The following is a 22,611-nucleotide window of genomic DNA, read 5'->3' on the forward strand; positions in this document are numbered from 1 at the left end:
GATCCGGCTGTCGGGATCACAGAGCCTCGTCGTCGCTCTCGCCGGTACGGATCCGCACCGCCTGCAGCAGATCGTAGACGAAGATCTTGCCGTCACCGATCTTGCCTGTGTAGGCCGCCTTGCAGATGGCCTCGATCACCCCTTCCACGTTGTCATCGGCGGTGGCGATCTCCAGCTTCACCTTGGGCAGGAAGTCGACCTGATACTCGGCTCCCCGGTATAATTCGGTGTGACCCTTCTGGCGGCCGAAACCCTTGACCTCGGACACGGTCAGGCCCTCGACCCCCAGGTTGGCGATGGCCTCGCGTACGTCGTCCAACTTGAAGGGTTTGATAATCGCAGTAATCAGCTTCATCTGGTTGCTCCCAATCCATGGTATGTCTTGCAAGAGTCATCAATTCTTGTGCCAAGTATTTTTATTTTTTATTTTCATAAAGATAGGCTTTAACCCTTGGGCCATTAGGGCCCGGTATCACCAAGGAAGCGCAACTCGCCCCATAATGAGGCACCAAGCTGCACCAGACTCCCTTGATGCACCAAATGAGAGCATCACCCCATGTTAGTCATCTCCAACAGCGTGACCATTCCCTGGCATGAGCTGCAGTTCCAGACCATGCGCGCTCAGGGCAACGGCGGCCAGCACGTCAACAAGACCGACTCCGCCGTCTGGTTGCGCTTCGATTACCGGGACTCCCCCAGCCTGACCCCCCTCTACAAGGAGGGGCTGGAGCGGCTCGCCGACAGCCGGGTTCACGATGGTTTCATCCAGATCAGGGTCGAGACCCACCGCAGCCAGGACATGAACCGCAAGGAGGCCATGAACCGTCTGGTGGAGCTGCTGAAGAAGGCCGCCTGGCGACCCAAGGCGCGTCACGCCACCAAGCCGACCCGCAGCTCCCAGCGCAAGCGGGTCGACGCCAAGAAGCGCAAGGGGGAGATAAAATCCACCCGCGGCAAACCCGGGCTGGACTAGCCCCTTTACCCATCAGAGGGAAACAGTGCAGATACGATACGGTTTTTGTGACAGTGCCATCGGGCCCCTGCTCGTCGCCATCGACAAGGATGGCTTACGCCACGTGGAATTTGTGCAGGGGGAGCGCCCCATCCAGCCGGCACCGGAGTGGCTGAGGGATGACCAGGCATTGGCCCCCTTTGTCGCCCAGTTCGAGGCCTATTTCGCCGGCCGCCTGCAGTGCTTCGACCTGCCTCTGGCCGCCCGAGGCACGGCCTTCCAGCAAGCGGTCTGGCAGGCCCTGTGCGACATTCCCTATGGCGAGACCGTCAGCTACCTCGATATCGCCAACGCCATCGGCAATCCCAAGGCGGTGCGCGCCGTGGGGGCCGCCAACGGCCAGAACCCCCTCAGCATCATAGTGCCCTGCCATCGCGTCATAGGGCGCAGCGGTAAGCTGGTCGGCTACGGCGGCGGCCTGCCCATCAAGCAATGGCTGCTGGCGCTGGAAGGCCGTGACTTCACCCTCACCCCCTGACTGACCCAATGACTGGGCAGGGATGGCCCCCACTACAACCGCAGGGATTCGGGGGCATAGCCCTCCCTGTCTCAGGGAGGCGGGATCTCTTGGTCGCGCCGTGAAATTGGGGCCATTCAAAATAAAACGCTGATTATTTAAATAAACACAGCATCAGACGCATGCCGCATGGGCTGGCGGCAGCGTTTATCAAAATGAACACAGTATGAAGAATCGCCTCAGAAGGGCTTCAGAGAGTGGCAGGCATGATGGCCCTGTACCTGGGTGGCATGGCTCATCCCTCATCCAGGTAGCACCCATGTGACGCTTCCAATCTGTCTTTTTCCCCGCGCCTCCCCAGAGGCGCTTTTTTTCTGGCCGTCGTTTGCCCACAAAAAAGCCCGCCGAAGCGGGCTCTGACCGGAAGGTGCTAGCTTCGGGGTCAATCAGAGGGCCAGGAAGAGACCCGCCAGGGAGGCGCTCATCAGATTCGCCAGCACCCCCGCCAGGATGGCTCGCATGCCGTAACGGGCGATGAAGGCCTTGCGCTCCGGCACCATGGCCCCCAGGCCGCCGATGAGGATCGCCATGGAGGAGATGTTGGCGAAGCCGCACAGGGCGAAGGTGACGATGGCCTTGCTCGACTCGCTCAGGGTCTGATCCTGCACCAGGGCGATGAAGGCGACGAACTCGTTGATGACGATCTTGGTACCGATAAGGGCCCCTGCCGCCTGAGCCTCACCCCAAGGCACACCGATGAGCCAGGAGACGGGGGCAAACAGCCAGCCAAGGATGATCTGGAAGCTCAAGTCCAGCCCCACCAGATCCCCGGCCCAGCCCAGCAGGCCGTTGAGCAGGGCGATGACGCCAACGAAGGCCAGCAGGGTCGCCCCCACCGCCACGGCGATGTTCAGGCCAGCCATGGCCCCATCGGCCGCCGCCTCGATGACGTTGGTCGAGCGCGGGATCTCCACGTCCTGATGATGATCCACCTCCTCTTCGGTGGGCGGCACCAGGATCTTGGCCATGGCCAGACCGGCGGGGGCGGACATGAAGGCCGCCGCGATCAGGTACTTGAGCTCGACCCCTATGCTGGCATAACCCACCAGGGTGCCACCGGCCACGGAGGCCAGGCCGCAGCTCATCACCGCGAAGAACTGGGAGTCGGACATCTTGGAGAGGTAGGGCTTGACCACCAGGGGCGCCTCCACCATGCCGACGAAGATGTTGGCGGTGGCGGAGAGGCTCTCGGCCCGGCCGGTACCCAGCAGCTTCTGCAGGCCGCCGCCCAGCAGGGCGATCACCTTGGGCATCAGGCCGATGTGATAGAGGATGGCGATGAGGGCGGAGAAGAAGATGATCACCGGCAGCACGTTGAAGGCGAAGATGAAGCCCAGCTTGAACTTGGCGAGATCCCCGAACAGGAAGGCGATCCCCTCCTGACCGTAGCCGATCACGCTGCTGACGCTCTCGCTGACGCCGTTCAGCACGTGCTGGCCGGCGGGCAGCCAGAGCACCAGGGCGGCGAAGAGCACTTGCAGGCAGAGGGCGAGGCCCACTGTTCTCAACGGGATACGACGACGATTATCAGAACAGAGTGCGGCCAGGGCCAGGATACTCAGTATGCCGAGCAGGGCGATCATAGGGGGTCCATCGGGTGAGCTGAAAGATGGGCGCGGATTCTGCGCCCCCTCCTCCGTCACTGCAAGCCCGCTTGGTTACAGCCTTGTTAGCAAAAACGTTTGCACGATACCGGTTGCGGCAAGCTGCTGATTTCGCTGATATTTGATATCACGCGAAAGCCAGTGTTCTTATATGGAAACGATTATTCCTCCCTGCCGGACAATTTGCCCCCGAGCCAGGGGGCGAGATGCTGCTCCCAGTAGGGGTGGGGGCCGAAGCTCTCCTTGAGGAAGTCGATGAACAGGCGGATCTTGGGATCCAGGTGTTCCCGCCTCGCATAGACGGCGTGCACCGCCATCTTCTGGTTCGGCCGCCACTGGGGCAGCAGGGGGATCAGCTGGCCGGTCTGCAACTCCTTGTCCAACAAGTAGTTGGCCACATAGGCGATGCCGAGCCCGGCCAGGGCCGCGTCCCGCACCGCCTCCGCCAGATCCACCCGATAGTTGCCCGCCACCTGCACCGTCTGACGCTCCTTGCCCTGGCGAAACGACCACTCGTGGTAGCGCCGCTCTCGGCTCTGGTAGGTGATGCAGTTATGCTGGGCGAGATCCTTGGGTTGCAGCGGGGTACCGTGGCTCAGCAGATAATCCGGCGAGGCTACCAGCACGAAACCGATGTCCGCCAGCCGCTGCCCCACCAGGGCTTCCGGCTTGTCCTCATAGGTGGTGATCCAGAGATCCAGCCCCTCGTCCACCAGGTTGGTGCGGTGATCGAACAGTGAGACCTCCAGCTCCAGCTCGGGGTAACGATCCTGGAACGCCTTGAGCCGCGGGATCACGTGCAGCCGGCCGAAGGACTGGCCGACCCCGAGGTGCAACACCCCGCTCACCTTGCCGCGCCGCTCCGCCACCATGGAGTCGGCCTCCAGCGCCACCGCCACCAGGGCGCGGCAGTGGCGGGCATACTCCTGGCCGAGGTCGGTCAGGGCGAAGCGGCGGGTGGTGCGCTGCACCAGCTGGGCACCGAGTTCGGTCTCCAGCAGGGCCAGCTGCTTGCTGATGTGGGACTTGGAGACCCCGAGCCGGCGCGCGGCCGCGGAGATGCCCTGCTCACGGACCAGGGCATCGAAGATCACCATTTGGGGCAGACGTTGCAGCACGGGATGTCCAGATGAAGGGAGAGGCCGCCATTATTCCAGAGCGGCCCGCCTGAGCCTAGCGCCCGAGCGCCTGTTTCAGCTCGCCCAGCAAGGGATCCTCTCCCGGCGCCTGGTTGGCGCCATAGCTGCCGATCAGCTTGCCATCACGCCCGATCAGGTACTTGTGGAAGTTCCAGCCGGGGGCGTCGCCACCGGCGGCGGCCGCCAGTCCCCGGTAAATCGGGCTGGCATCCGAGCCGCGCACGGCGATGCGGTTGAACATGGGGAAGGTGACCCCGTAGTCACGGCGACAGACAGTGGCTGTCTTGCCCTCGTCCGCGGACTCCTGCCAGAAGTCGTTGGAGGGAAAACCCAGCACGATCAGACCCTTATCCTTGTAGCTCTGGTAGAGCCGCTCCAGATCCGCGAACTGACCGCGATAGCCGCAATAGGAGGCGGTGTTGACCACCAGCACCACCTTGCCCTCGGTGAGCTGGCAGAGGTTGTGGCGCTGAGTGCCGTTAAGCTCCCGCTGCTCCAGGTTGAAATAGTCGGGGCAGGCGGCAAAAACTGCGCCCGCACCGAACAATAGCAGCAGCAGCATCCATTTCATCGCAGGGCTCCTTCCGGCTAGATGAGGGTCATACGCGCAGAACTGAAGTTTGGTTCAGCCCGGGCTTCAGTGCAGCGGTATGCCGGTGAGCCAGCCGTGCCCCCAGAAGATGAGCAGGGCCGTGGCGGCCAGTCCCGCCCCCAGGCTGATCCCCGTCCCCTGCCAGGTCGCCGCGGGACGCGGCTTCTGCCGCCAGTCCCGCACCGAAATCCAGACGATGCTGATGAGTGCCCACAGACCCAGGCCACCGAACAGCACCAGGGAGCGGGCCTCGCTGTTCACCGCCAGATGGCCGCCCGACCACAGCAGGGCGCCGATGAGCTGGGGATGCACCAGATAGCGTCTGAAGTGATTGGCCCCCTGACCGGCGCACAGCAGGATCAGCGCGACCGGCATGCTCCCCATGGCCAGCATGGGGCCCCAGGCGGGCAGGAAATAGAGCGGCATGGGGCTGGACATGCGCCAGCCGGCGATGATGCAGCCGATGGCCACGAACACCACCAAGGAGAAGAGCCCCTTGTAGCGGTTCTCTCCCAGCCGTTCGCGCAGGCGAGCACGGTGGGCCGGGGCGAAGCAGGGGTAGAGGTGAATCAGGGTAAACAGCGCTACCCCCAGGGTCAGCAGGATCATGGGCGTCTCCTCGCACCTTGCCCTTCATGGGGGATCACTATGCCGCAAAGGCTGGGGCGAGAATAGAAAAACCATAGAGAAGACAGCGGGATAATGAAAAAAGCCGATCAGGGATCGGCAAGGTGCGTCAGAGGGTCTGGAGCCAGGCAACCAGCCACATCCGCTACACGGGGCGGGGTTGGCCGGTGCCAGGCACCGGCCGAATGAGGTTTATTTGCGCAGCAGGTAGAGGGCGGCCACGTTGCGGGCCGTGAGCTCCAGATTGGTGGTGGCGGTGGCCAGCGCCTCCGGCAGGGACATGGCGCGGTTGACCACGGCGAAGACCGCATCCAGACCGTGCTCGTGCACCACGCCGCAATCATCGGTGAGGCAGCCGGCGATGCCGATCACCGGTTTGCCGAACTGCTTGGCGCAGCGGGCCACCCCGATAGGTGTCTTGCCGTGGATGCTCTGGCTGTCGATCCGCCCCTCGCCGGTGATGACGAGATCCGCATCCGCCACCGCATCCGCCAGTTTCAGCGCCTCGATGACGATCCGGATGCCGGGTTTCAGCTCGGCGCCGAGCAGCCCCACCAGGGCGGCTCCCATGCCACCGGCGGCGCCGGCCCCCGGGATCTCTTTCACCTGCTTGCCGAGCGCCTGCTCGATGCAGTGGGCGTAGTGGACCAGGTTGGCATCGAGCTGCGCCACCATCTCTGGGGTCGCCCCCTTCTGGGGACCGAACACGGCTGAGGCGCCCTTGGGGCCGCACAGCGGGTTGTTCACGTCACAGGCCACCTCGATGTGGATCCCGGTCAGGCGGGGATCCAGCCCGCTGAGGTCGATGCTCGCCAGCTCGCTCAGGCCGCCGCCCCCCGGCGCTATGGGAGTACCGTCCGCTTTGAGCAGTTTGCCGCCCAGCGCCTGGATCATGCCGGCGCCGCCGTCGTTGGTGGCGCTGCCACCAATGCCGAGGATGAGGTGAGTCACTCCCATCTCCAGGGCGGCCAGGATCAGCTCCCCCGTGCCCCAGCTCGAGGTGAGCAGGGGGTTGCGCTGCTCCGGCACCACCAGATGCAGGCCGGAGGCGGCCGCCATCTCGATGACGGCGCGCTCGCCGTCACCCAGCAGACCGACGAAGCCCTGCACCTTGTTGCCGAGGGGTGCAGTCACCTCCACCGGCAGGATGCGGCCGCCGGTAGCATCCACCAGGGACTGCACAGTCCCTTCGCCGCCGTCTGCCATGGGCAGCTTGACGTAGGTGGCGTCGGGCAGCACTTGCTTGAAACCTGCCTCGATGGCGTCAGCCACCGCCATGGCGCTCAGGCTCTCCTTGAATGAATCCGGGGCGATCACAATTTTCATATCGATTCCTTAGGCGAGACCGAACACGCCAAACATCAGGGTGGAGACGGCAGCTATGGTCAGACCGACGGCAGTTTCGTAGGGGATGAGCTTGAGACGCTCGCTCACACCCATGTGGACACTGCCCCCGGTGGCATGGAAGAAGGAGCCGTGGGGCATGTGGTCGAACACGGTGGCCCCGGCGTGGATCATGGCGGCCCCCGCCAGGCTGCTGATGCCGAGCTCGATCAGGGTGGAGCTGAACACGTTGGAGGCGACCACGGTACCGGCCGTGGTCGAGGCGGTCGCCAGGGACATCAGGGCACCCGAGATGGGGGCCAGCAGGTAGGAAGGCAGGCCGGAGGCGGTCAGGCCGCTAATCAGCACGTCCTTCAGACCGGAGTTGGCTATGATGCCCGCCAGGGTACCCGTCCCCAGCAGCATGATGGCGACCGGCGCCATGCGCGCCAGACCGGAGACGGCAAACTGGTTCACCTTGCCGAACTTGCCCATCATCAGGGCACCCACCAGGCCACCGAGGGGCAGGGCGATGAGGGGATCCACGACGATGCCGGCGACCGGGCGCAGGGCCAGCAGCAGGATGGCGACCAGGGGCGCACTGATGGCGGCCAGGAAGCCGGGCAGCTTGGTGTCATCGACACTCACCACCTCATCGGCCGCGACCTTGCAGCCCTTGTTGTTCAGGCGCTTGGCCAGCCAGTAGGCCATCACCAGACCGAACAGACCCGGGATGATGCCCGCCGCCATGACGGAGGTGAGGGGCAGATGGAAGGCGTCTGCCGCCGCGATGGCGTTCGGGTTCGGAGACATGACGTTGCCCGCCTTGCCGCCCCCTATCATGGCCAGCAGTATGGCCGCCTTGGAGAGATCGGCGCGGCGCGCAATGGCGAGCGCTATGGGGGCGACCGTGATGACGGCCACGTCCACGAAGACGCCGACCGCGGTCAGGATCAGGGTGGCCAGCGCCAGGGCCAGCAGGGCCCGGGTCTCGCCGAGCTTCTTGACTATGGTCTCGGCGATGGTGGTGGCCGCGCCCGATTCGATCAAGACACCCGCCAGCACGCCGGCCGCCAGGATCCGCATCACGGCTGTGGTGATCCCCTGGGCGCCGCCGATCATCAGGGCGACGGTCTGGGTCAGGTCGGCACCGCCGATCAGGCCACCGGCCAGGGCGCCGACGATCATGCCGTAGGCAGGCGGCACCTTCTTCAGGATGAGGAAGATGGCGATAGAGAGCGCGGCGAGAGCGCCGAGCGCGGATACAGGGATCATGACGGGCACCTTTTGTTGTCGTTAGTGGCCGCCATTATGGGGATCCCCGTCGGGAAAGCTTTGGTAGAAAAGCCAAAACTTGCCGATTGAAAGCAAGGATTTTTATTCAATAGAACAAATCAGCTCTCGAAATTCAGGCCGAGATAGAGCAGGAACTTGTCATCTAACTTGTTGAAACTTAACCCTGTTATCTGCTCTATCCGGGTCAGGCGGTAGCGTAGGGTATTGGGATGAATGAAGAGTGAATCGGCACAGGGATGCAGATCACAGTCCTGCAAGAAATATTGGCGCAGCGTCTTCTGCAGCACCCCCTTGGCGTCCTCCCTCGCCAGTTTCTGCAGGGGGGCCCGCAGCTGATCCGCCTGCCAGGAGTCCGCCAGGCTGCCGAGCAGCACCGGCAGCCGGTAATCCTCGAAGAAGTAGACCTGCTTGCGCGGTGCCTGACGCATGCCGCGGCGCAGGGTATCCCGCGCCGTCTGGTAGGAGCGCGCCAGCCCGTCGGTGCCGGCGAAGTAATCACCCACCCCGATGCGCATCCTGAAGTGGGGAATGCGGGCCAGCAGCTGCTTGATGCGGCTGCGCTCCTGATCCGATTGCCAGATCCCGTCGCTGAGCTGGGCCGGCTTGAGCACCACTATCTCGTCCAGGCCGTTGATGGCCACCAGGTTGTCCCGCTCCGGGTTTTCCAGCAGGTGCACCAGCTCCCGCAGGCGGGCGGGATCCGCCTCCTCCAGTGCCAGCACGGCCACCACCCGGGGCTGGGCCAGATCCAGGTCGAGGAAGCGGGCCGCTTGCTGCAGCTGATCCACCCGCCCCTCGCCGCGGATGAGCTGCAGCACCAGCTCCTCCTTGTGGCGCTTGTCCCACTGCAACTGCTCGGTGAGGGCCGCCTGCTCCAGGATGAGCTCGGCGGTCATGCGCACCAGTTCGGCGTAAGCACGCACTTCGTCCGGATCCCCCGAGATGCCGATGACCCCGAGCAGCTCCCCCTGATAGGCGATGGGCAGGTTGATGCCGGGGCGCACCCCCTTGAGCTGCTGGGCAGTCGCCTCGCTGATCTCCACCACCCGGTTCTCGGTCAGGGCCAGCACGGCCCCCTCGTGACGCTGGTGCAGCCGCTCCGGGTTGCCGGACGCTATGATGAGGCCGTGTTCATCCATGACGTTGACCGAGAAGGACAATATCTTCATGGCCCGGCTGACGATCTGCCGCGCCAGGCTCTCATCAAGCTGCATGGGGACTCCAGTCGAGTGAGGGGGAACGGGATAGGAATGCCATGGGGTCTCCGTGTAAACGCCGGGTGGCAGCGCAAAGATGCCACATCATCAAGACAAGCGAGGGGGGGATCGCTAGAATAGGCCACTTTACCTCAGGTGTGCCCCACCAGGGATCACGGATTTGACGGGATCTCCTGATGATGAGCCTGCCGTTATCTGATGGACGCCGCTATGGACTATGAATTTCGCCGCGACCCGTTCGGTGGCTATCGCGCCCGGTTTTCCATGGGCCACGAAGCCATCGGTCAGTGGCTGATCGACGAGGTGGGCAAGGATGAGGAGAAGCTCGATCTGCTGTTTTCCATCATCGACGAGCTCTCCAGCCGTGCCCGCGTCGAGTATCAGCTGGCCGGGGGCGACTACTCCCTGCTGCTCACCCACGAGGAGGCAGAGGTGAAGGCCAACGTCCTCAATATCGAGCTGGGCGAGGATCTCGACGATCTCGCCTACTACGATGATGAACAGCTGGCCATGTGCGGGCTGGAAGATTTTGCCCAGGTGCTCGCCTCCTGGCGCGCCTTTATCCGTAACGAGGATATTGGCTAGGAACCTTATAGGCCGGGCGAATGCGCCCGCCACAACCCAACAGGATTGACTATGTCTATTTACGATTTTGATGACGAACTGCCGGAAGACGAGCAGGATCAACCGAAGAAAGCCGCCCCGGCCAAGAAGAAGGGCAAGCAGGTGCTGAACACCCAGGTCAACCTGAGCCCGCGCGATGCCAGCCGTCTGAACGGCATGCACGTGGAGGCCATCACCACCCTGGACGACGTCAGCCTGCCGAAGAACGTCATCTTCAAGGCCGGCCTGATCGCCCTGGGTGAGCTGGAAGCCACCAAACGCGCCGACATCATCGCCCGGGTGATCGCCGAATCCGGCCGATAAGCCAGCGCCTCTGCGCCATATCGAACAAGAAGCCGGAGCCTCTGCTCCGGTTTTTTTATGGCCCGCCGGCAGCAAAGAAGCCGGCTTCCCCGGGATCCGACCAGTCTATTGACCCTTGTGTCACGGCGGGGGGAGCCGGTAAGGTGCCTCCCCTAGACCCATAAGGAGACTCCATGTTACCGCTTCCTGATGCCCTGATCTGGGGGGCACTGGCCCTGGCCGTGTTGCTCTGCCTGGCCCGCCAACGCACACCCGGCCTCTTCCTGCTCGGGGTCTCCCTGAGTGCGGCCCTCGTCCTCGGCCACATCACGCCCCTGGCCCTGCTCATCAGCCTCGCCGGCCTGCTGCTGGCCTGGCGTACCCCCAGCCTGCCCCAACCCTGGCGCCCAGCGGCCCTCGCCCTGGTGCTGCTCTGGGCCCTGGCCCTCACCCTGCACCTGGTCCCGGGCTTTGACAATCTGCGGGTGCTGGACAAGGTACAGGCCGGCCCCGCCAGCGTCCCCTTCACCCTCTACCTCAATCTGGACAAGCCGCTGATCTTCTTCGGCCTGCTGCTGGCCTGGCCCCCCCTGCTCGGTCAGGGTGGCCCCCTGCGCTGGCGCCCCCTAGCCCTGCTGGTGCTGCCGCTGGCGGCCCTGCTGCTGGTCGCCTGGCAACTCGGCGCCCTCAGGCCCGAGGTGGGGCTGCCCCACTGGTGGTGGCTGTTTGCGTTCAACAACCTGCTGTTCACCTGCGTGGCGGAGGAAGCGCTGTTTCGGGGCTTCATCCAGCAGGCCGTTGCACGGCGCAGTCGGGTCTGGCTGGGGATCCTGGTCGCCAGCCTGCTGTTCGGGGTGGCGCACCTGGCCGGCGGGCCGCTGCTGGTGTTGTTCGCCGCCCTGGCAGGGGCCTGCTACGGGCTGGCGTTCCAGCTGAGCGGACGGCTCGGCGTCGCCATCCTGTTGCACTTCCTGTTCAACTTCGCCCACCTCGCCTTCTTCACCTACCCGCTAGCCAGCCGCTAAACGTCGGGCACGTCAGTACATCGCAGATAAAAAAAGCCCCGAACCAGTTCGGGGCTTTTTTTGCGAAGGGCGGGCTCAGTCGACGTAGAAGGTCTGCTGGAAAGTCAGCGTCTGTTGCTGCCCCTCCCCCATGATCGTCAGGGTGAACTGGTAGGTGTCCTCATTGCGATAGGGCAGCACAGCCAGGTAGTAGATGGACTCTCCTTCCTTCACCTCCTGGAAGCTCAGGGTGCGGATGGTACCGGTGAGGTTCTTGGCCTCCCCGCTGATGCCGACCGCCTGGGCCACCCCCTGCTTGTTCTGCACCGCGATATTGACGATGCCGTTGTAGCGGCTGCGCTCCAGGCCGTAGGCCTTGGCCACCTCGGGAGTGAGGAAGCTGGAATTGAAGGCGCTGTAGTGCACCTGCCAGGGTCCCAGCTCCTTCATCTGTTCGGCCCGCAGTGGCAGCACCATCAGCAGCGCCAGCAGGCAGCTCATCCAGACCGTTTTCATGATGTCATCCTTCTCGTGTTCAGCTTTCCAGCAGGGCATCTATCTCGGCGGGGATCTGCCTCGGCGCCTCTATGGCCACCGTCTTGTGCCGGCCGAGTTCCCCCCGCACTATCCTGACCTGCCCCTTGGCCACCTTGAACTGCTTGGCCAGATACTTGATCAGATGGCCGTTGGCCTGGCCATCCACCGGCGGCGCCGTGATGGCTACCTTCAATTCATCGCCGTGCAAGCCGACGATCTGATCCCGGCTCGCCTTGGGCTGGATCATCAGATGCAGTATCAGGTCGTCCCCTTCACGCAGGACGGCCGGCATCAGATCATCCACCACAGCTGGCCGAACAGATCCCCCAACAGATAGTTTATGGCCTGCAGCGCGATAAAGGCGACCAGCACGGAGAGATCCAGTCCGCCCAGGGCCGGCAGTATGCGGCGGATGGGGGCCAGGAAGGGCTCGGTCAGCTGGTGCATCACGTATTCGATGGGGTTGCGACCCTGGCTGACCCAGCTCAGGATGGCGCGGATCAGCAGGATCCAGAAGATCATGGAGCCCGCCTTCTTCAACACAGTGAGGAAGGCAAACAGGCTGAGGGTGAGCCAGTCAGCCAGCAGCACGTTCATGCTCTTGAGCAGCGCCAGCTTGGCGAAGGCGATGAGCAGCGCCAGCAGCACCGAGGCCATGTCCAGCCCGCCAAAGCCCGGAATGATGCGGCGCAGGGGCACCACCAGCGGGTTGGTCAGCTTGACCACCATCTGGCTCATGGGGTTGTAGAAATCGGCACGGGCCCACTGCAGCCAGACGCGCAGCAGCACCACCATGAGGTAGAGATCAAAAATCGTGTTAATCAGAAAGTAAGCGGTATTCATCTGGGCTCCCGGTTAAGGACTGTGTTCAAAAAAGGGTTTCCATCTCGGCGGCGCGGGTCACGGCCGCCTGCATGGCGCGAGCGGTGAGCGGCATCAGCCCCTGCTCCTGGAAGGTCTTGACCGCCTCGGCCGTGGTGCCCCCCTTGCTGGTCACCTGCTCCCGCAGGGTCTGCAGGGAGAGCCCGGGATTGCGCTCCACCATGGCGGCGGCGCCGAGGGCGGTCTGCTGCACCAGCAGGCGGGCCTGTTCCGGGGTAAAGCCCATGGCCTCGGCCTCCTCGGCGATGGCCTGCATGAACAGGAAGAAGTAGGCCGGCGCGCTGCCCGCCGCGGCGATGACGCCGTTGATCCCCGCCTCTTGCTCGGTCCAGAGGGTCTTGCCCACGGACTGCATCATCTGTTCGGCGAAGTCGCGGTCGGCCTGATCTATCCCGGCCGGTGCGTAGAGGCCCGTCATGCCGAGCCCCAGCAGGGATGGCGTGTTCGGCATGGTGCGCACGATGCGGCCATGACCGCCGGCCATCTCCTTGAGGCGCTCTACCCGGATACCGGCGGCGATGGAGATGAGCAGCTTGCCCTCCAGCGACCCGAGCTCCGCGACCAGCGCCGCCAGCATGGCCCCCATCAGCTGGGGTTTGACCGCCAGCACTATGGCGTCCGCCGCCCTGGCCGCCTCGGCGTTGTCCTGGGTGACGCGAATGCCAAACTGGTTGGCCAGCTCATCCAGCTTGGGGCGGCTCGGGTTGGCGGCCAGGATGCAGTCGGCGGGATAACCCGCCTGGATGAGGCCGGCAATGATACTGCGGCTCATGTTGCCTGCGCCGATGAAGGCAAGAATTCTGTGTTGCATCACGCACTCCTGTGGTCGATGTGATTGGGAAACTCTGTCATGCCGGCGCCGACCCGTCGGGCGCCCCATGGGGCATCACAGACTCCTGAAACTGATGGTATCCCCGGCGGCCGGCCCATGACGGGCAGAGTCCTTTCGGCAACCAGGATCTGCGGCACGAGGTGATGGCGCCCGTCTTGTCCGCCGGGAGTACCAGCCTGTCATGCTCGCTATGAGTAGTCGCGGGCGCCGAAGATGGCGGTGCCGACCCGCACCATGGTGCTGCCATGGGCGATCGCCGGCTCCAGATCCTCGGTCATGCCCATGGAGAGGGTATCGACACTCGGGTATTGTCGCGCAAGCTCGGTGAACAGAGCCTGCATGCGCCGCATCTGTCCGGCCAGTACCGCCTCGTCGCTGGTGTGCTCGGGGATGGCCATCAGGCCACGCAGCCGCAGCCGCTCGCAGTTGGCCACCAGGGCAGCCAGCCGGAAAATCTCTTGCTCCGACGTACCGGATTTGCTGCTCTCTCCGCTAATATTGATTTGCAGACAGACATTTAGCGGCGCCATCCCGGCCGGACGCTGATGGTTCAGGCGCTCGATCAGCTTGTCGCGATCGACACTTTGAACCCAGTCGAATCGCTCCGCCACCAATCTGGATTTGTTGGATTGCAGCGGCCCGATAAAGTGCCACTCTATGTCTGCGTAGTCTGCGCCCGCCGTCTGTTCGGTCTGGGCGCGCAGGGTGTCGATCTTGGTGGCCGCCTCCTGGGCATAGGATTCGCCGAAGCGGCGCTGGCCGGCGGCATAGGCGGCCTGAATATCCTCGAGGGGTTTGGTCTTGCTGACCGCGAGCAGCAAGATAGGATCGGCACCGCGGCCAACCCGTCGGGCCGCCTGTACAATACGTTCCTTTACCTGAAGCAGGTGCTGGGCAATCTGGCTCATATTTCGTTCGTGATCTTGTGATGGGAGAATAACAAATCTATGGATATCACAGAGTTATTGGCTTTCAGTGTAAAGCATAAGGCCTCGGATCTACACCTCTCGGCCGGGGTTCCTCCGATGATCAGGGTTGATGGGGAGGTTCGCAAGATCAATTTGCCCGCCCTGGACCACAGGGAAGTGCACGCCCTCATCTACGACATCATGAATGACCACCAGCGCAAGGAGCTGGAGGAGCATTTCGAGGTGGACTTCTCCTTCGAGGTACCCGGCATGGCGCGCTTCCGGGTCAACGCCTTCCAGCAATCCCGCGGCTCGGGCGCCGTGTTTCGTACCATTCCCAGCCAGGTCATGAGCCTCGAAGAGCTGGGGGCGCCGGAGATGTTCCGCAAGATTGCCGAGTTCCCCCGCGGCCTGGTGCTGGTGACCGGACCGACGGGCTCCGGCAAGTCCACCACCCTGGCGGCCATGGTTGACTACATCAACGACAACTTCCACCAGCACATCCTCACCATCGAGGATCCCATCGAATTCGTGCACGAGAACAAACGCTGCCTGGTGAACCAGCGCGAGGTGCATCGCGACACCAAGAGCTTCACCAACGCCTTGCGCTCGGCCCTTCGGGAAGACCCGGATATCATACTGGTGGGGGAGATGCGCGACCTCGAGACCATACGCCTCGCCTTGACTGCCGCCGAGACCGGCCACCTGGTATTCGGTACCCTGCACACCTCGTCGGCGGCCAAGACCATAGACCGTATCATCGACGTCTTCCCGGGCTCGGAGAAGGACATGGTGCGCTCCATGCTGTCCGAATCCCTGCGGGCCGTCATCTCCCAGACCCTGCTCAAGCGGATCGGCGGCGGCCGGGTGGCGGCTCACGAGATCATGCTGGGGATCCCGGCGGTGCGTAACCTCATCCGGGAGGACAAGGTGGCCCAGCTCTACTCCGTCATCCAGACCGGGATGACCCACGGCATGCAGACCATGGACCAGAGCCTCAAGCAGCTGGTCAACCGCGGAGTCGTGGCCGCCCTGGACGCCAAGGCCAAGGCGACCGACCCCAACAGCATTTAATACGACCTCAAACCCAAGGAGACGCTATGAACATGGATGTTCTGCTGGCTGCACTGGTTGAACGAAAGGGCTCGGATCTCTTTATCACGGTCGGTGCCCCCCCCACCCTCAAGGTCAACGGCCGCCTGGTGCCCCTCGGCGAGGCGTCGCTGGACAAGCAGGCGGCCCTGGCCCTGGTCAGGGATAGCCTGGATACGGAGCACTTCGATCGCTACCTGCGCACCCGAGAGGCGAACTACGCCATCGCGCGCGAGGGGATAGGGCGTTTCCGGGTCAGCGCCTTCTGGCAGCAGGATCAACCAGCCATGGTGCTGCGCCGCATCGAGACCCGGATCCCCGGCTTCGAGGAGCTGCTGCTGCCCCCCATACTGCAGGATGTCGCCATGGCCAAGCGCGGCTTGGTGCTGTTCGTGGGGGCCACAGGTGCCGGCAAGTCCACCACCCAGGCCGCCATGATCGGCTTTCGCAATCAGCATGGTGACGGCCATATCCTGACGGTGGAGGATCCGGTGGAGTTCGTACACAGCCATGGCCGCTGCCTGGTCACCCAGCGGGAGGTGGGCATAGACACCGACTCCTTCGATGTAGCCCTCAGAAACTCCATGCGCCAGGCGCCGGATGTGATCCTGATCGGCGAGATCCGCACTCAGGAGACCATGGAGCTGGCCATCCAGTTCGCCGAGACCGGCCACCTCTGCCTCGCCACCCTGCACGCCAACAACGCCAACCAGGCGCTGGATCGCATCCTCCACCTGGTGCCTCAGGAGAAGCACCGCCAGTTCCTGTTCGATCTCTCCTTCAACCTGCGTGCCATCGTCGCGCAGCAACTGCTGCCCAGCCTGCACGGCCAGCGCCGCATCGCCGCCTTCGAGATCCTGCTCAACACCCCCCTCATCACCGACATCGTCCGCAAGGGGGAGGTCCATCGACTCAAGGAGGTGATGACCAAATCCACCGAGCTCGGCATGCAAACCTTCGATCAGGCGCTGTTCGCCCTGTTCTGCGCCGGCCAAATTGGCTACAGTGAGGCCCTCGCCCATGCGGACTCCGCCAACGACCTGAGGCTGCAGATCAAACTCTCCGGTCGCGAGCAGCTGGGCACAGGTTCACTGGACAACGCCACCCTGGACGAATGAGGGGGCGTCGCCGCCGCGAATGAAGGAAAGTTATGCTGATTGTGGTTTCCCCGGCCAAGACGCTGGATTACGAGTCGCCGCTGGTGACCTCCCGTTTCACCCAGCCCGAGCTGCTGGATCACTCCGCCCGGCTCATCACCCGCGCCCGCCAGCTGACGCCGGCCCAGATCGCCAGCCTGATGAAGATCAGCGACAAGCTGGCGGGACTCAATGCCGCCCGTTTCAGCGAGTGGCTGCCGGACTTCAACCCGGCCAACGCCCGCCAGGCGCTGCTGGCCTTCAAGGGAGATGTCTATACGGGTCTGGCGGTGGAGGACTTCAGCGAGGGGGACTTCGACTTCGCCCAGGCACATCTTCGCATGCTGTCCGGTCTCTACGGGGTGCTGCGCCCGCTGGATCTGATGATGCCCTACCGGCTGGAGATGGGGATCCGCCTCGACAACGAGCGCGGCAAGGATCTCTATCAATTCTGGGGAGATGTCATCACTGAGCACCTGAACAAGGCGCTGGCGGCTCAGGGGGACGAGGTGCTGATCAACCTGGCCTCCGACGAGTATTTCAAGTCGGTAAGACCCAAGGCACTGAAGGGGCGGATCATCACCCCGGTGTTCAAGGACGAAAAGAACGGCCAGTACAAGATCATCAGCTTCTACGCCAAGAAGGCTCGCGGCATGATGGCCCGCCACATCATCAAGCACCGCCTTACCGAGGTGGAACAGCTGACCGGTTTCAACGACGGCGGCTACCGTTTCGTGCCCGAAGAGTCGGACCAGCACACCCTGATGTTCAAGCGCGCTGAAAATTAATTACAAAAAAAGTGAACCAACCACGGGATCCTCGGGTCTGAACCTATGAATCCTCTGTTGTAAGCACTTTTTTGTTAGCCGACGTTTATGCGTCGGCTTTTTTCTGTCCGCGATCCGGCGGGATCCTGTCAGGATCCCCATCAACACAAAGGCCACCCCGGGGTGGCCTTTGTGTCAGCGATTATTTCTTTTTCTTCTTGGCAGACTTCTTCTTGCCGTCTTTCGGCTTCTTCTTCTTCACCGGCACCCGGGCTTCCTTGTGCTTGGGACGCAGCTCGTCGATCACCCGGCGCTTGAGGCGCTCCTCGGTGTAGCGCTCGATCTTGGCCACCATGGCCATGTCGTGAGCCTCCACCAGGCTGATGGCACAGCCCCGGTTACCGGCGCGGCCGGTGCGGCCGATGCGGTGCACATAGACATCGGTGCCGTAGGGCATGTCGTAGTTGATGACATGGCTGACGTTCGGCAGGTCGATGCCACGGGCGGCGACGTCGGTGGCGATGAGGAAGGGCACCTCCCCTTCGTGGAACTTGCGAATGGACTCGATACGCTTGGCCTGCTCCATCTCGCCGCGGATCCAGGCACAGGGAACGCCCGCCGCTTGCAACTGGCCGGAGAGCTCGGCCAGCCGCTCACGGGTCTTGACGAAGACGATGGCCTTCTGGGTCTGCGGATCCTTCAGGATGTGCACCAGCAGCGCCAGCTTGTGGGCGGCGTCGTCGGCCAGATGCACCCACTGGGTAATGGGGCGGCGCTCGCTGCGGGGGGGCTCGGCGTGCAGTTCCACCGGATCTTTGAGGATCTCGTTGGCAAACTTGGTGAGACCGGCCCCTTCCAGGGTGGCGGAGAAGAGCATGGTGTGCTTGCGGTAGCGCGCCTCTTCGACGATGCGGTTCACGTCCTTGATGAAGCCCATGTCCAGCATGCGATCAGCCTCATCCAGTACCAGCACCTCGATGTCGTGGCTCTCGAACTCTTCCTTCTCGATGTACTCGAGCAGGCGACCCGGGGTGGCCACGACGATATCGGTGGTCTTGGTGAGCGCCGGCAGCTGCTCCTCATGGCTGACGCCGCCGATGATGGTCTCGATGCTGAGGTGGGTGTGCACCGCCAGCGCCTTGGCGTGGGCACTGACCTGCAGCGCCAGCTCCCGGGTCGGGGTCAGGATCAGCATACGGCAGGGGCCCGGCTTGCGGCGCGGGAAGTCCAGCAGGTGCTGCATGGCGGGCAACAGGAAGGCGGCGGTCTTGCCGGTACCGGTCGGCGCGGAGGCCAGGATATCGCGGCCGTCCAGGGCTGGCTCCAGCACCATCTGTTGGATGGTCGTGGGGCGGGTGAAACCCATCTCGGCCAAGGCCCGGTTGAGGGCGGGATTCAGGTCGAAATCATCAAAGGACTGGCTCATGGCAATACTCGGTCATTTAGGAAGCGGCAGATTATAGGCGATTATGCCGCCGGCTCCTATGGCGCTGGCACCTTAGCCGCTATAATCGCCGACCATTTTTTGTATAGCAGACGGGATAGAGGGCCAGATGGGGCGCAGCAACGGCTTTACCTTCAAACAATTTCACGTCGCCCATGACCGCTGTGCCATGAAGGTGGGCACGGACGGCATACTGCTCGGCGCCTGGGCGCCCCTGGCTGGGGCCCGCCGGGTGCTGGACATCGGCTGCGGCAGCGGCCTCATCGCCCTGATGCTGGCTCAGCGCAGCACAAACGACTGCCGGATCGACGGGGTGGAGCTGGATAAAGATGCAGCCGGTCAGGCCAAAGAGAATGTCGCTGCCTCCCCCTGGGCCCACAGGGTCAACATAGTGGAAGCGGCCATCCAGGATCACCGGGCGGCCCCCTATGATCTCATCGTCTCCAACCCCCCCTACTTCGTGGCAGGCCAGGTTTTCAGCGACCCGGCCAGGGCCCTCGCCCGGCACACCGGCGCCCTGGATCCCCGGGCGCTGCTGGCCGCCTGTCAGCGCCTGCTGGCTCCGAGTGGCCGGGTCGCTCTGGTGCTGCCCACTCCCATGGCCGATGAAATTTTATGCATTTCGGCGAATTATGAGCTGCAGGCCAGTTGTTATACAGCTGTTATCACCAGGGAAGGGAAAGAGGCAAATCGCGTTTTATTGCTACTTGGCAGAGGATTAAACAGGTGTGAACGGGGTGAAATTGTGATCCATTCTGCTACCGGAGGCTATTCCGACAGATATATCCAACTAACCCACCCCTTCTATTTTAAGATGTAAATTTTGCCTTGAAGAATTTTTCCACATCATTATGCTGACTCTTAAACGAGCACCCGCTCCAGACCAGCCAAAACCACTGGTCGCGATGAAAAAATCAGCGGGGCTCCTTTTTTTTATCCCCGAGGGGCCTGGGTCACTGACCAATAAAAAACTATAACAAGCAATAGTTTACAAGACAGACGAGGTTGAACTTGACGAAATCACTCACGACGTCCGACGTACTCGGATTGGGCTTTATGACCTTCGCCTTCTATCTGGGCGCCGGCAACATCATCTTCCCGCCCCTGGCCGGCTATCTGGCGGGTGAACACCTCTCCCTCGCCATGCTGGGCTTCCTGGTCACCGCCGTGGGCCTGCCCCTCATCACCATCATCGCCGTCGCCAAGGCCGGCAACGGCTGGGCCGGCATGACCAAGTTGCTGCCCGCCGGCATCGCCACCGCCCTGGCGGTCGCCATCTACATCATCATAGGCCCGGCCTTCGCCGCCCCCCGTACCGGCCTGGTGGCCTACGAGATGGGTCTCAAGCCCTTCATCGGTGACATGGGTCAGGCCGGTCTCGCCGCCTATACCGTCATCTTCTTCGGCATCGCCATCCTGGTCTCCATGAACCAGGGCAAGCTGATGGACGCCATCGGCAAGTACCTGACCCCGGTGCTGATGATCCTGCTGCTGACCCTGGCCGTCGGCGTCTTCATCGCGCCGCAAGGCACCATGCCTGCCGCCGCCGGTGACTACCAGAACGGTCCCTTCGTGAAAGGGATCCTGGAAGGCTACAACACCATGGACACCCTGGCGTCCCTGATGTTCGGCGCCCTCATCGTCGATCTGCTGCGCCAGAAGGGCATCACCGACTACCAGAGCCAGTTCAAGTACCTGGCCATCGCCGGCATCATCTCCGCCATCGGCCTGTCCGTGGTCTACGTCTCCCTGTTCCAGCTCGGCAACACCGCAGCCGGTGTGGCCAGCGACGTCAGCAACGGCGGCGCCATCGTCAACGCCTACGTGCTGAGCCTGTTCGGTCAACCGGGTCAATATATCTTGGCGGCCATCATCACCCTGGCCTGCTTCACCACCGCCGTGGGCCTGATCTCCGCCTGCTCCGACTTCTTCCACAACCTGACCGGCATGAGCTACAAGAAGCTGGTGGTGTTGCTGGGGGTCATCTGCGCCGTGGTCGCCAACGTCGGCCTGAGCCAGCTCATCAGCCTCTCCATCCCGGTGCTGGTCGCCATCTACCCGGTGGCCGTGGCCCTGGTGCTGGTCACCTTCCTGAAGGGCTACTTCGGTCGTCCGCGCCTGGTGTTCCGCTCCGTGCTGCTGGTCGCCTTCCTGTTCGGCTGCCTGGATGGTCTGGGTGCCGCCGGCATGAAGATGGATGCATTCGCCTTCCTGCCGCTGTTCGACAAGGGACTGGCCTGGTTGTTGCCGACCCTGCTGGCCTGTGGCCTGGGTGTGATGATCCGCTCCGGTGACAAGCTGGCTGCCGAAGCCGCCTGATAGTCCACCGCACACGCACAACAAGAAAGGGGCCAGCATCTGCTGGCCCCTTTCGTTTTGACTGCCGAGGAAAATCCGTAGCGCTAGAGCACGGATGCCGGCTTGGGTTTGCCGGCCAGGCCGTACCAGTGATGCTCTATCCGGCCCGCATGCCAGCTGAGGGTGCCCCAGGGCTGCTTGGGCTGCCAGCGCGGGAAGCTGATCAGGACGCTGTTGTCCTCATACTTGTAGATGGAGGTCTTGAGCTGGATGTCCGACAGGATCAGCAGCAGGACTGCCGCGATGAAACTCCATTTCAACGCTTTCCACATGATGGGTTACTCAAAGCAGATTTCGATGGTGGCACGACCGTAGTCGGAATCGAACGGCATCATGATCTTGGCGCCGTCCGCCCTGTGGGTGATGGTATGGTTCGGACCCGAGACGATGATGGGGGTCGCCATGTCGAACTCGTAGCCCTTCTCCCCCAGCATCCGCTTGGCCCCGCCGGTCACCATGTTGGTGATCTCTCCCACCATGTCGGTCACCTCCTCGTTGAGGCTGGTCGGCGCCTCCCCCAGCATGCGGCGCATGATCTCCAGCGCCAGCCCCTTCTCGAAGCTGATGGAGAGGGAGCCGCGGGTCTGGGGGCCCACCATGCCGATGAGGCCGGAGACATCCCCGCGCGCCAGCTCGTCCGTCTTGCGCTTGGGAGCACCGGGCTTGAGCTCCAGCTGCGCCATGGTGGAGATCACGTTGAGCAGGGAGAGCAGGAACGGGTTTACAAAATCAGCCTTCATCGTGACTCCCCGGGGTCTCGGCGCAACGGGCGCATTGGCCGTGAGCCTCTATGGTCTTGTTGGTAATAGTAAAGCCATGCTGGCGAGCCTGCTCGGAAAAGGCGCCGTCGATGGCGTCGTCGTGCAGCTCCACCACGTCGCCGCAGCGATCGCAGATCAGCAGCTGCATCGGGTGAGCGTGGTCGAAGTGACAGCAGAAGATGAAGGCGTTGAGGGATTCCACCTTGTGGGCAAACCCCTGCTCCAGCAGGAAATCGAGGGCCCGGTAGACGGTCGGCGGCTTGGCATGGGCCTCGGTCTGCTGCAGCTGGGCGAGCAGATCGTAGGCGCTGATGGCATTGCCGTGAGCCGCCAGCAGGCGAAACACCTGGCGCCGGGTGGGGGTGAAGCGGATCCCGCGCTGTTCGCAGAGGCGTTCCGCCCTTAGTAAGAGTTGGTCTTGATTCATCATCACGCAGCTACCCTGTCAATTAGCCGGATACTATCACAGGGCCTCGCCCGCGCGGGGACAAAATTCATTTTCCCGGCCCCCCTCACAGCCTCGCGAGCGGGCGTGTATCCCACACGCTCGCGCCACCATCACACCCCTACTGATCCCCATCTCTCGCCCTGCGAGCCAGGGCAGCGGGGAGAGGGGCTCCTGGTTTATCCCCACACCACAACGGGAACAGCGCCTGC

27 protein-coding genes are annotated in these 22,611 nt (G+C 63.2%); 10 read left to right on the top strand and 17 right to left on the bottom strand.

What is annotated here, in order from left to right:
- Positions 1–16: 16 nt before the first annotated feature.
- Positions 17–355: a P-II family nitrogen regulator gene (gene glnK / locus ACRCYW_RS14035; protein ID WP_011704615.1), complete on the bottom strand. Its 339-nt coding sequence runs from the start codon at positions 353–355 to the stop codon at positions 17–19.
- A gap of 201 nt (positions 356–556) precedes the next feature.
- Between glnK and arfB the strand changes: the two genes are divergently transcribed.
- Both arfB and ACRCYW_RS14045 read left to right on the top strand, forming a co-directional pair.
- The gene (arfB, locus tag ACRCYW_RS14040) at positions 557–973 is read left to right on the top strand and encodes an alternative ribosome rescue aminoacyl-tRNA hydrolase ArfB (RefSeq protein ID WP_438550685.1); all 417 of its coding nucleotides are present in this window, start codon (positions 557–559) and stop codon (positions 971–973) included.
- 31 nt (positions 974–1,004) lie between these two features.
- The gene (locus tag ACRCYW_RS14045; RefSeq protein WP_438550765.1) at positions 1,005–1,490 is read left to right on the top strand and encodes a methylated-DNA--[protein]-cysteine S-methyltransferase; all 486 of its coding nucleotides are present in this window, start codon (positions 1,005–1,007) and stop codon (positions 1,488–1,490) included.
- A gap of 425 nt (positions 1,491–1,915) precedes the next feature.
- Here the strand turns inward: ACRCYW_RS14045 and ACRCYW_RS14050 are convergent, their stop codons facing one another.
- From ACRCYW_RS14050 to ACRCYW_RS14080, 7 genes are all read right to left on the bottom strand, one after another.
- Positions 1,916–3,112 (bottom strand): NupC/NupG family nucleoside CNT transporter, encoded by a 1,197-nt coding sequence (locus ACRCYW_RS14050; RefSeq protein ID WP_438550686.1) that lies wholly within the window; start codon positions 3,110–3,112, stop codon positions 1,916–1,918.
- A 182-nt stretch (positions 3,113–3,294) separates the two neighbouring features.
- Positions 3,295–4,230, bottom strand: coding sequence for a LysR family transcriptional regulator (locus ACRCYW_RS14055; protein ID WP_438550766.1), 936 nt, complete (start codon positions 4,228–4,230; stop codon positions 3,295–3,297).
- 76 nt (positions 4,231–4,306) lie between these two features.
- Positions 4,307–4,843, bottom strand: coding sequence for a glutathione peroxidase (locus tag ACRCYW_RS14060; RefSeq protein WP_438550687.1), 537 nt, complete (start codon positions 4,841–4,843; stop codon positions 4,307–4,309).
- Between the two features lie 66 nt (positions 4,844–4,909).
- Positions 4,910–5,473, bottom strand: a complete 564-nt coding sequence (locus ACRCYW_RS14065; RefSeq protein ID WP_438550688.1) for an NnrU family protein — start codon at positions 5,471–5,473, stop codon at positions 4,910–4,912.
- Between the two features lie 210 nt (positions 5,474–5,683).
- Positions 5,684–6,817 carry a glycerate kinase gene (locus ACRCYW_RS14070; protein WP_438550689.1) on the bottom strand — a complete coding sequence of 378 codons (1,134 nt, stop codon included), beginning with the start codon at positions 6,815–6,817 and terminating at the stop codon, positions 5,684–5,686.
- A gap of 9 nt (positions 6,818–6,826) precedes the next feature.
- Positions 6,827–8,089 (bottom strand): GntP family permease, encoded by a 1,263-nt coding sequence (locus tag ACRCYW_RS14075; RefSeq protein ID WP_438550690.1) that lies wholly within the window; start codon positions 8,087–8,089, stop codon positions 6,827–6,829.
- 119 nt (positions 8,090–8,208) lie between these two features.
- Positions 8,209–9,324 carry a sugar diacid recognition domain-containing protein gene (locus ACRCYW_RS14080; RefSeq protein WP_438550691.1) on the bottom strand — a complete coding sequence of 372 codons (1,116 nt, stop codon included), beginning with the start codon at positions 9,322–9,324 and terminating at the stop codon, positions 8,209–8,211.
- Positions 9,325–9,537: 213 nt separating this feature from the next.
- Between ACRCYW_RS14080 and ACRCYW_RS14085 the strand changes: the two genes are divergently transcribed.
- The 3 genes from ACRCYW_RS14085 to ACRCYW_RS14095 all read left to right on the top strand — a co-directional run bounded on the left by ACRCYW_RS14085 (position 9,538) and on the right by ACRCYW_RS14095 (position 11,258).
- Complete coding sequence (locus ACRCYW_RS14085) at positions 9,538–9,912, top strand: YacL family protein (protein ID WP_438550692.1); 375 nt, start codon at positions 9,538–9,540, stop codon at positions 9,910–9,912.
- 51 nt (positions 9,913–9,963) lie between these two features.
- On the top strand, positions 9,964–10,254 hold the full coding sequence (locus ACRCYW_RS14090; protein ID WP_349919708.1) for a hypothetical protein: 291 nt from the start codon (positions 9,964–9,966) through the stop codon (positions 10,252–10,254).
- A 173-nt stretch (positions 10,255–10,427) separates the two neighbouring features.
- The gene (locus tag ACRCYW_RS14095) at positions 10,428–11,258 is read left to right on the top strand and encodes a lysostaphin resistance A-like protein (RefSeq protein WP_438550693.1); all 831 of its coding nucleotides are present in this window, start codon (positions 10,428–10,430) and stop codon (positions 11,256–11,258) included.
- Positions 11,259–11,333: 75 nt separating this feature from the next.
- Here the strand turns inward: ACRCYW_RS14095 and ACRCYW_RS14100 are convergent, their stop codons facing one another.
- The 5 genes from ACRCYW_RS14100 to ACRCYW_RS14120 all read right to left on the bottom strand — a co-directional run bounded on the left by ACRCYW_RS14100 (position 11,334) and on the right by ACRCYW_RS14120 (position 14,396).
- A complete protein-coding gene (locus ACRCYW_RS14100) occupies positions 11,334–11,753 on the bottom strand; it encodes a DUF4426 domain-containing protein (RefSeq protein WP_438550694.1) in 420 nt (139 codons plus the stop codon).
- A gap of 19 nt (positions 11,754–11,772) precedes the next feature.
- Positions 11,773–12,066, bottom strand: coding sequence for a DUF167 family protein YggU (gene yggU / locus ACRCYW_RS14105; protein WP_438550695.1), 294 nt, complete (start codon positions 12,064–12,066; stop codon positions 11,773–11,775).
- Entirely contained in the window at positions 12,066–12,617 is a 552-nt protein-coding gene (locus ACRCYW_RS14110) for a YggT family protein (protein ID WP_438550696.1), read from the bottom strand. The genes yggU and ACRCYW_RS14110 overlap by 1 nt, the downstream gene beginning before the upstream one ends.
- A 25-nt stretch (positions 12,618–12,642) precedes the next feature.
- Entirely contained in the window at positions 12,643–13,467 is an 825-nt protein-coding gene (gene proC / locus ACRCYW_RS14115; protein WP_438550697.1) for a pyrroline-5-carboxylate reductase, read from the bottom strand.
- 209 nt (positions 13,468–13,676) lie between these two features.
- Positions 13,677–14,396 (bottom strand): YggS family pyridoxal phosphate-dependent enzyme, encoded by a 720-nt coding sequence (locus tag ACRCYW_RS14120; RefSeq protein ID WP_438550698.1) that lies wholly within the window; start codon positions 14,394–14,396, stop codon positions 13,677–13,679.
- Between the two features lie 39 nt (positions 14,397–14,435).
- Between ACRCYW_RS14120 and tapT the strand changes: the two genes are divergently transcribed.
- The 3 genes from tapT to yaaA are packed head-to-tail and all read left to right on the top strand — an operon-like array spanning position 14,436 to position 17,412.
- The gene (gene tapT, locus ACRCYW_RS14125) at positions 14,436–15,470 is read left to right on the top strand and encodes a type IVa pilus ATPase TapT (protein ID WP_438550699.1); all 1,035 of its coding nucleotides are present in this window, start codon (positions 14,436–14,438) and stop codon (positions 15,468–15,470) included.
- Positions 15,471–15,496: 26 nt separating this feature from the next.
- Complete coding sequence (locus tag ACRCYW_RS14130; protein WP_438550700.1) at positions 15,497–16,606, top strand: PilT/PilU family type 4a pilus ATPase; 1,110 nt, start codon at positions 15,497–15,499, stop codon at positions 16,604–16,606.
- A gap of 32 nt (positions 16,607–16,638) precedes the next feature.
- Complete coding sequence (yaaA, locus tag ACRCYW_RS14135) at positions 16,639–17,412, top strand: peroxide stress protein YaaA (RefSeq protein WP_438550701.1); 774 nt, start codon at positions 16,639–16,641, stop codon at positions 17,410–17,412.
- Positions 17,413–17,593: 181 nt separating this feature from the next.
- Here yaaA and srmB read toward each other — a convergent pair whose 3' ends face one another.
- Positions 17,594–18,817 (bottom strand): ATP-dependent RNA helicase SrmB, encoded by a 1,224-nt coding sequence (gene srmB, locus ACRCYW_RS14140; protein ID WP_438550702.1) that lies wholly within the window; start codon positions 18,815–18,817, stop codon positions 17,594–17,596.
- A gap of 127 nt (positions 18,818–18,944) precedes the next feature.
- On the opposite strand from srmB, the gene ACRCYW_RS14145 reads away from it, so the two are divergent.
- Positions 18,945–19,655, top strand: a complete 711-nt coding sequence (locus ACRCYW_RS14145) for a tRNA1(Val) (adenine(37)-N6)-methyltransferase (protein ID WP_438550703.1) — start codon at positions 18,945–18,947, stop codon at positions 19,653–19,655.
- A 236-nt stretch (positions 19,656–19,891) separates the two neighbouring features.
- Positions 19,892–21,154, top strand: coding sequence for a branched-chain amino acid transport system II carrier protein (gene brnQ, locus ACRCYW_RS14150; RefSeq protein WP_438550767.1), 1,263 nt, complete (start codon positions 19,892–19,894; stop codon positions 21,152–21,154).
- Between the two features lie 83 nt (positions 21,155–21,237).
- Here brnQ and ACRCYW_RS14155 read toward each other — a convergent pair whose 3' ends face one another.
- From ACRCYW_RS14155 to zur, 3 genes are read right to left on the bottom strand one after another with little or no spacing between them, the layout of a single operon-like run.
- Positions 21,238–21,465: a hypothetical protein gene (locus ACRCYW_RS14155; protein ID WP_438550704.1), complete on the bottom strand. Its 228-nt coding sequence runs from the start codon at positions 21,463–21,465 to the stop codon at positions 21,238–21,240.
- 6 nt (positions 21,466–21,471) lie between these two features.
- Positions 21,472–21,933 (bottom strand): chemotaxis protein CheX, encoded by a 462-nt coding sequence (locus ACRCYW_RS14160; protein WP_438550705.1) that lies wholly within the window; start codon positions 21,931–21,933, stop codon positions 21,472–21,474.
- Positions 21,923–22,381, bottom strand: coding sequence for a zinc uptake transcriptional repressor Zur (gene zur / locus ACRCYW_RS14165; protein ID WP_438550768.1), 459 nt, complete (start codon positions 22,379–22,381; stop codon positions 21,923–21,925). The genes ACRCYW_RS14160 and zur overlap by 11 nt, the downstream gene beginning before the upstream one ends.
- Between the last annotated feature and the right edge of the window lie 230 nt (positions 22,382–22,611).

The organism is Aeromonas sp. (assembly GCF_051657805.1).
In the GTDB taxonomy this organism is placed as follows: domain Bacteria; phylum Pseudomonadota; class Gammaproteobacteria; order Enterobacterales; family Aeromonadaceae; genus Aeromonas.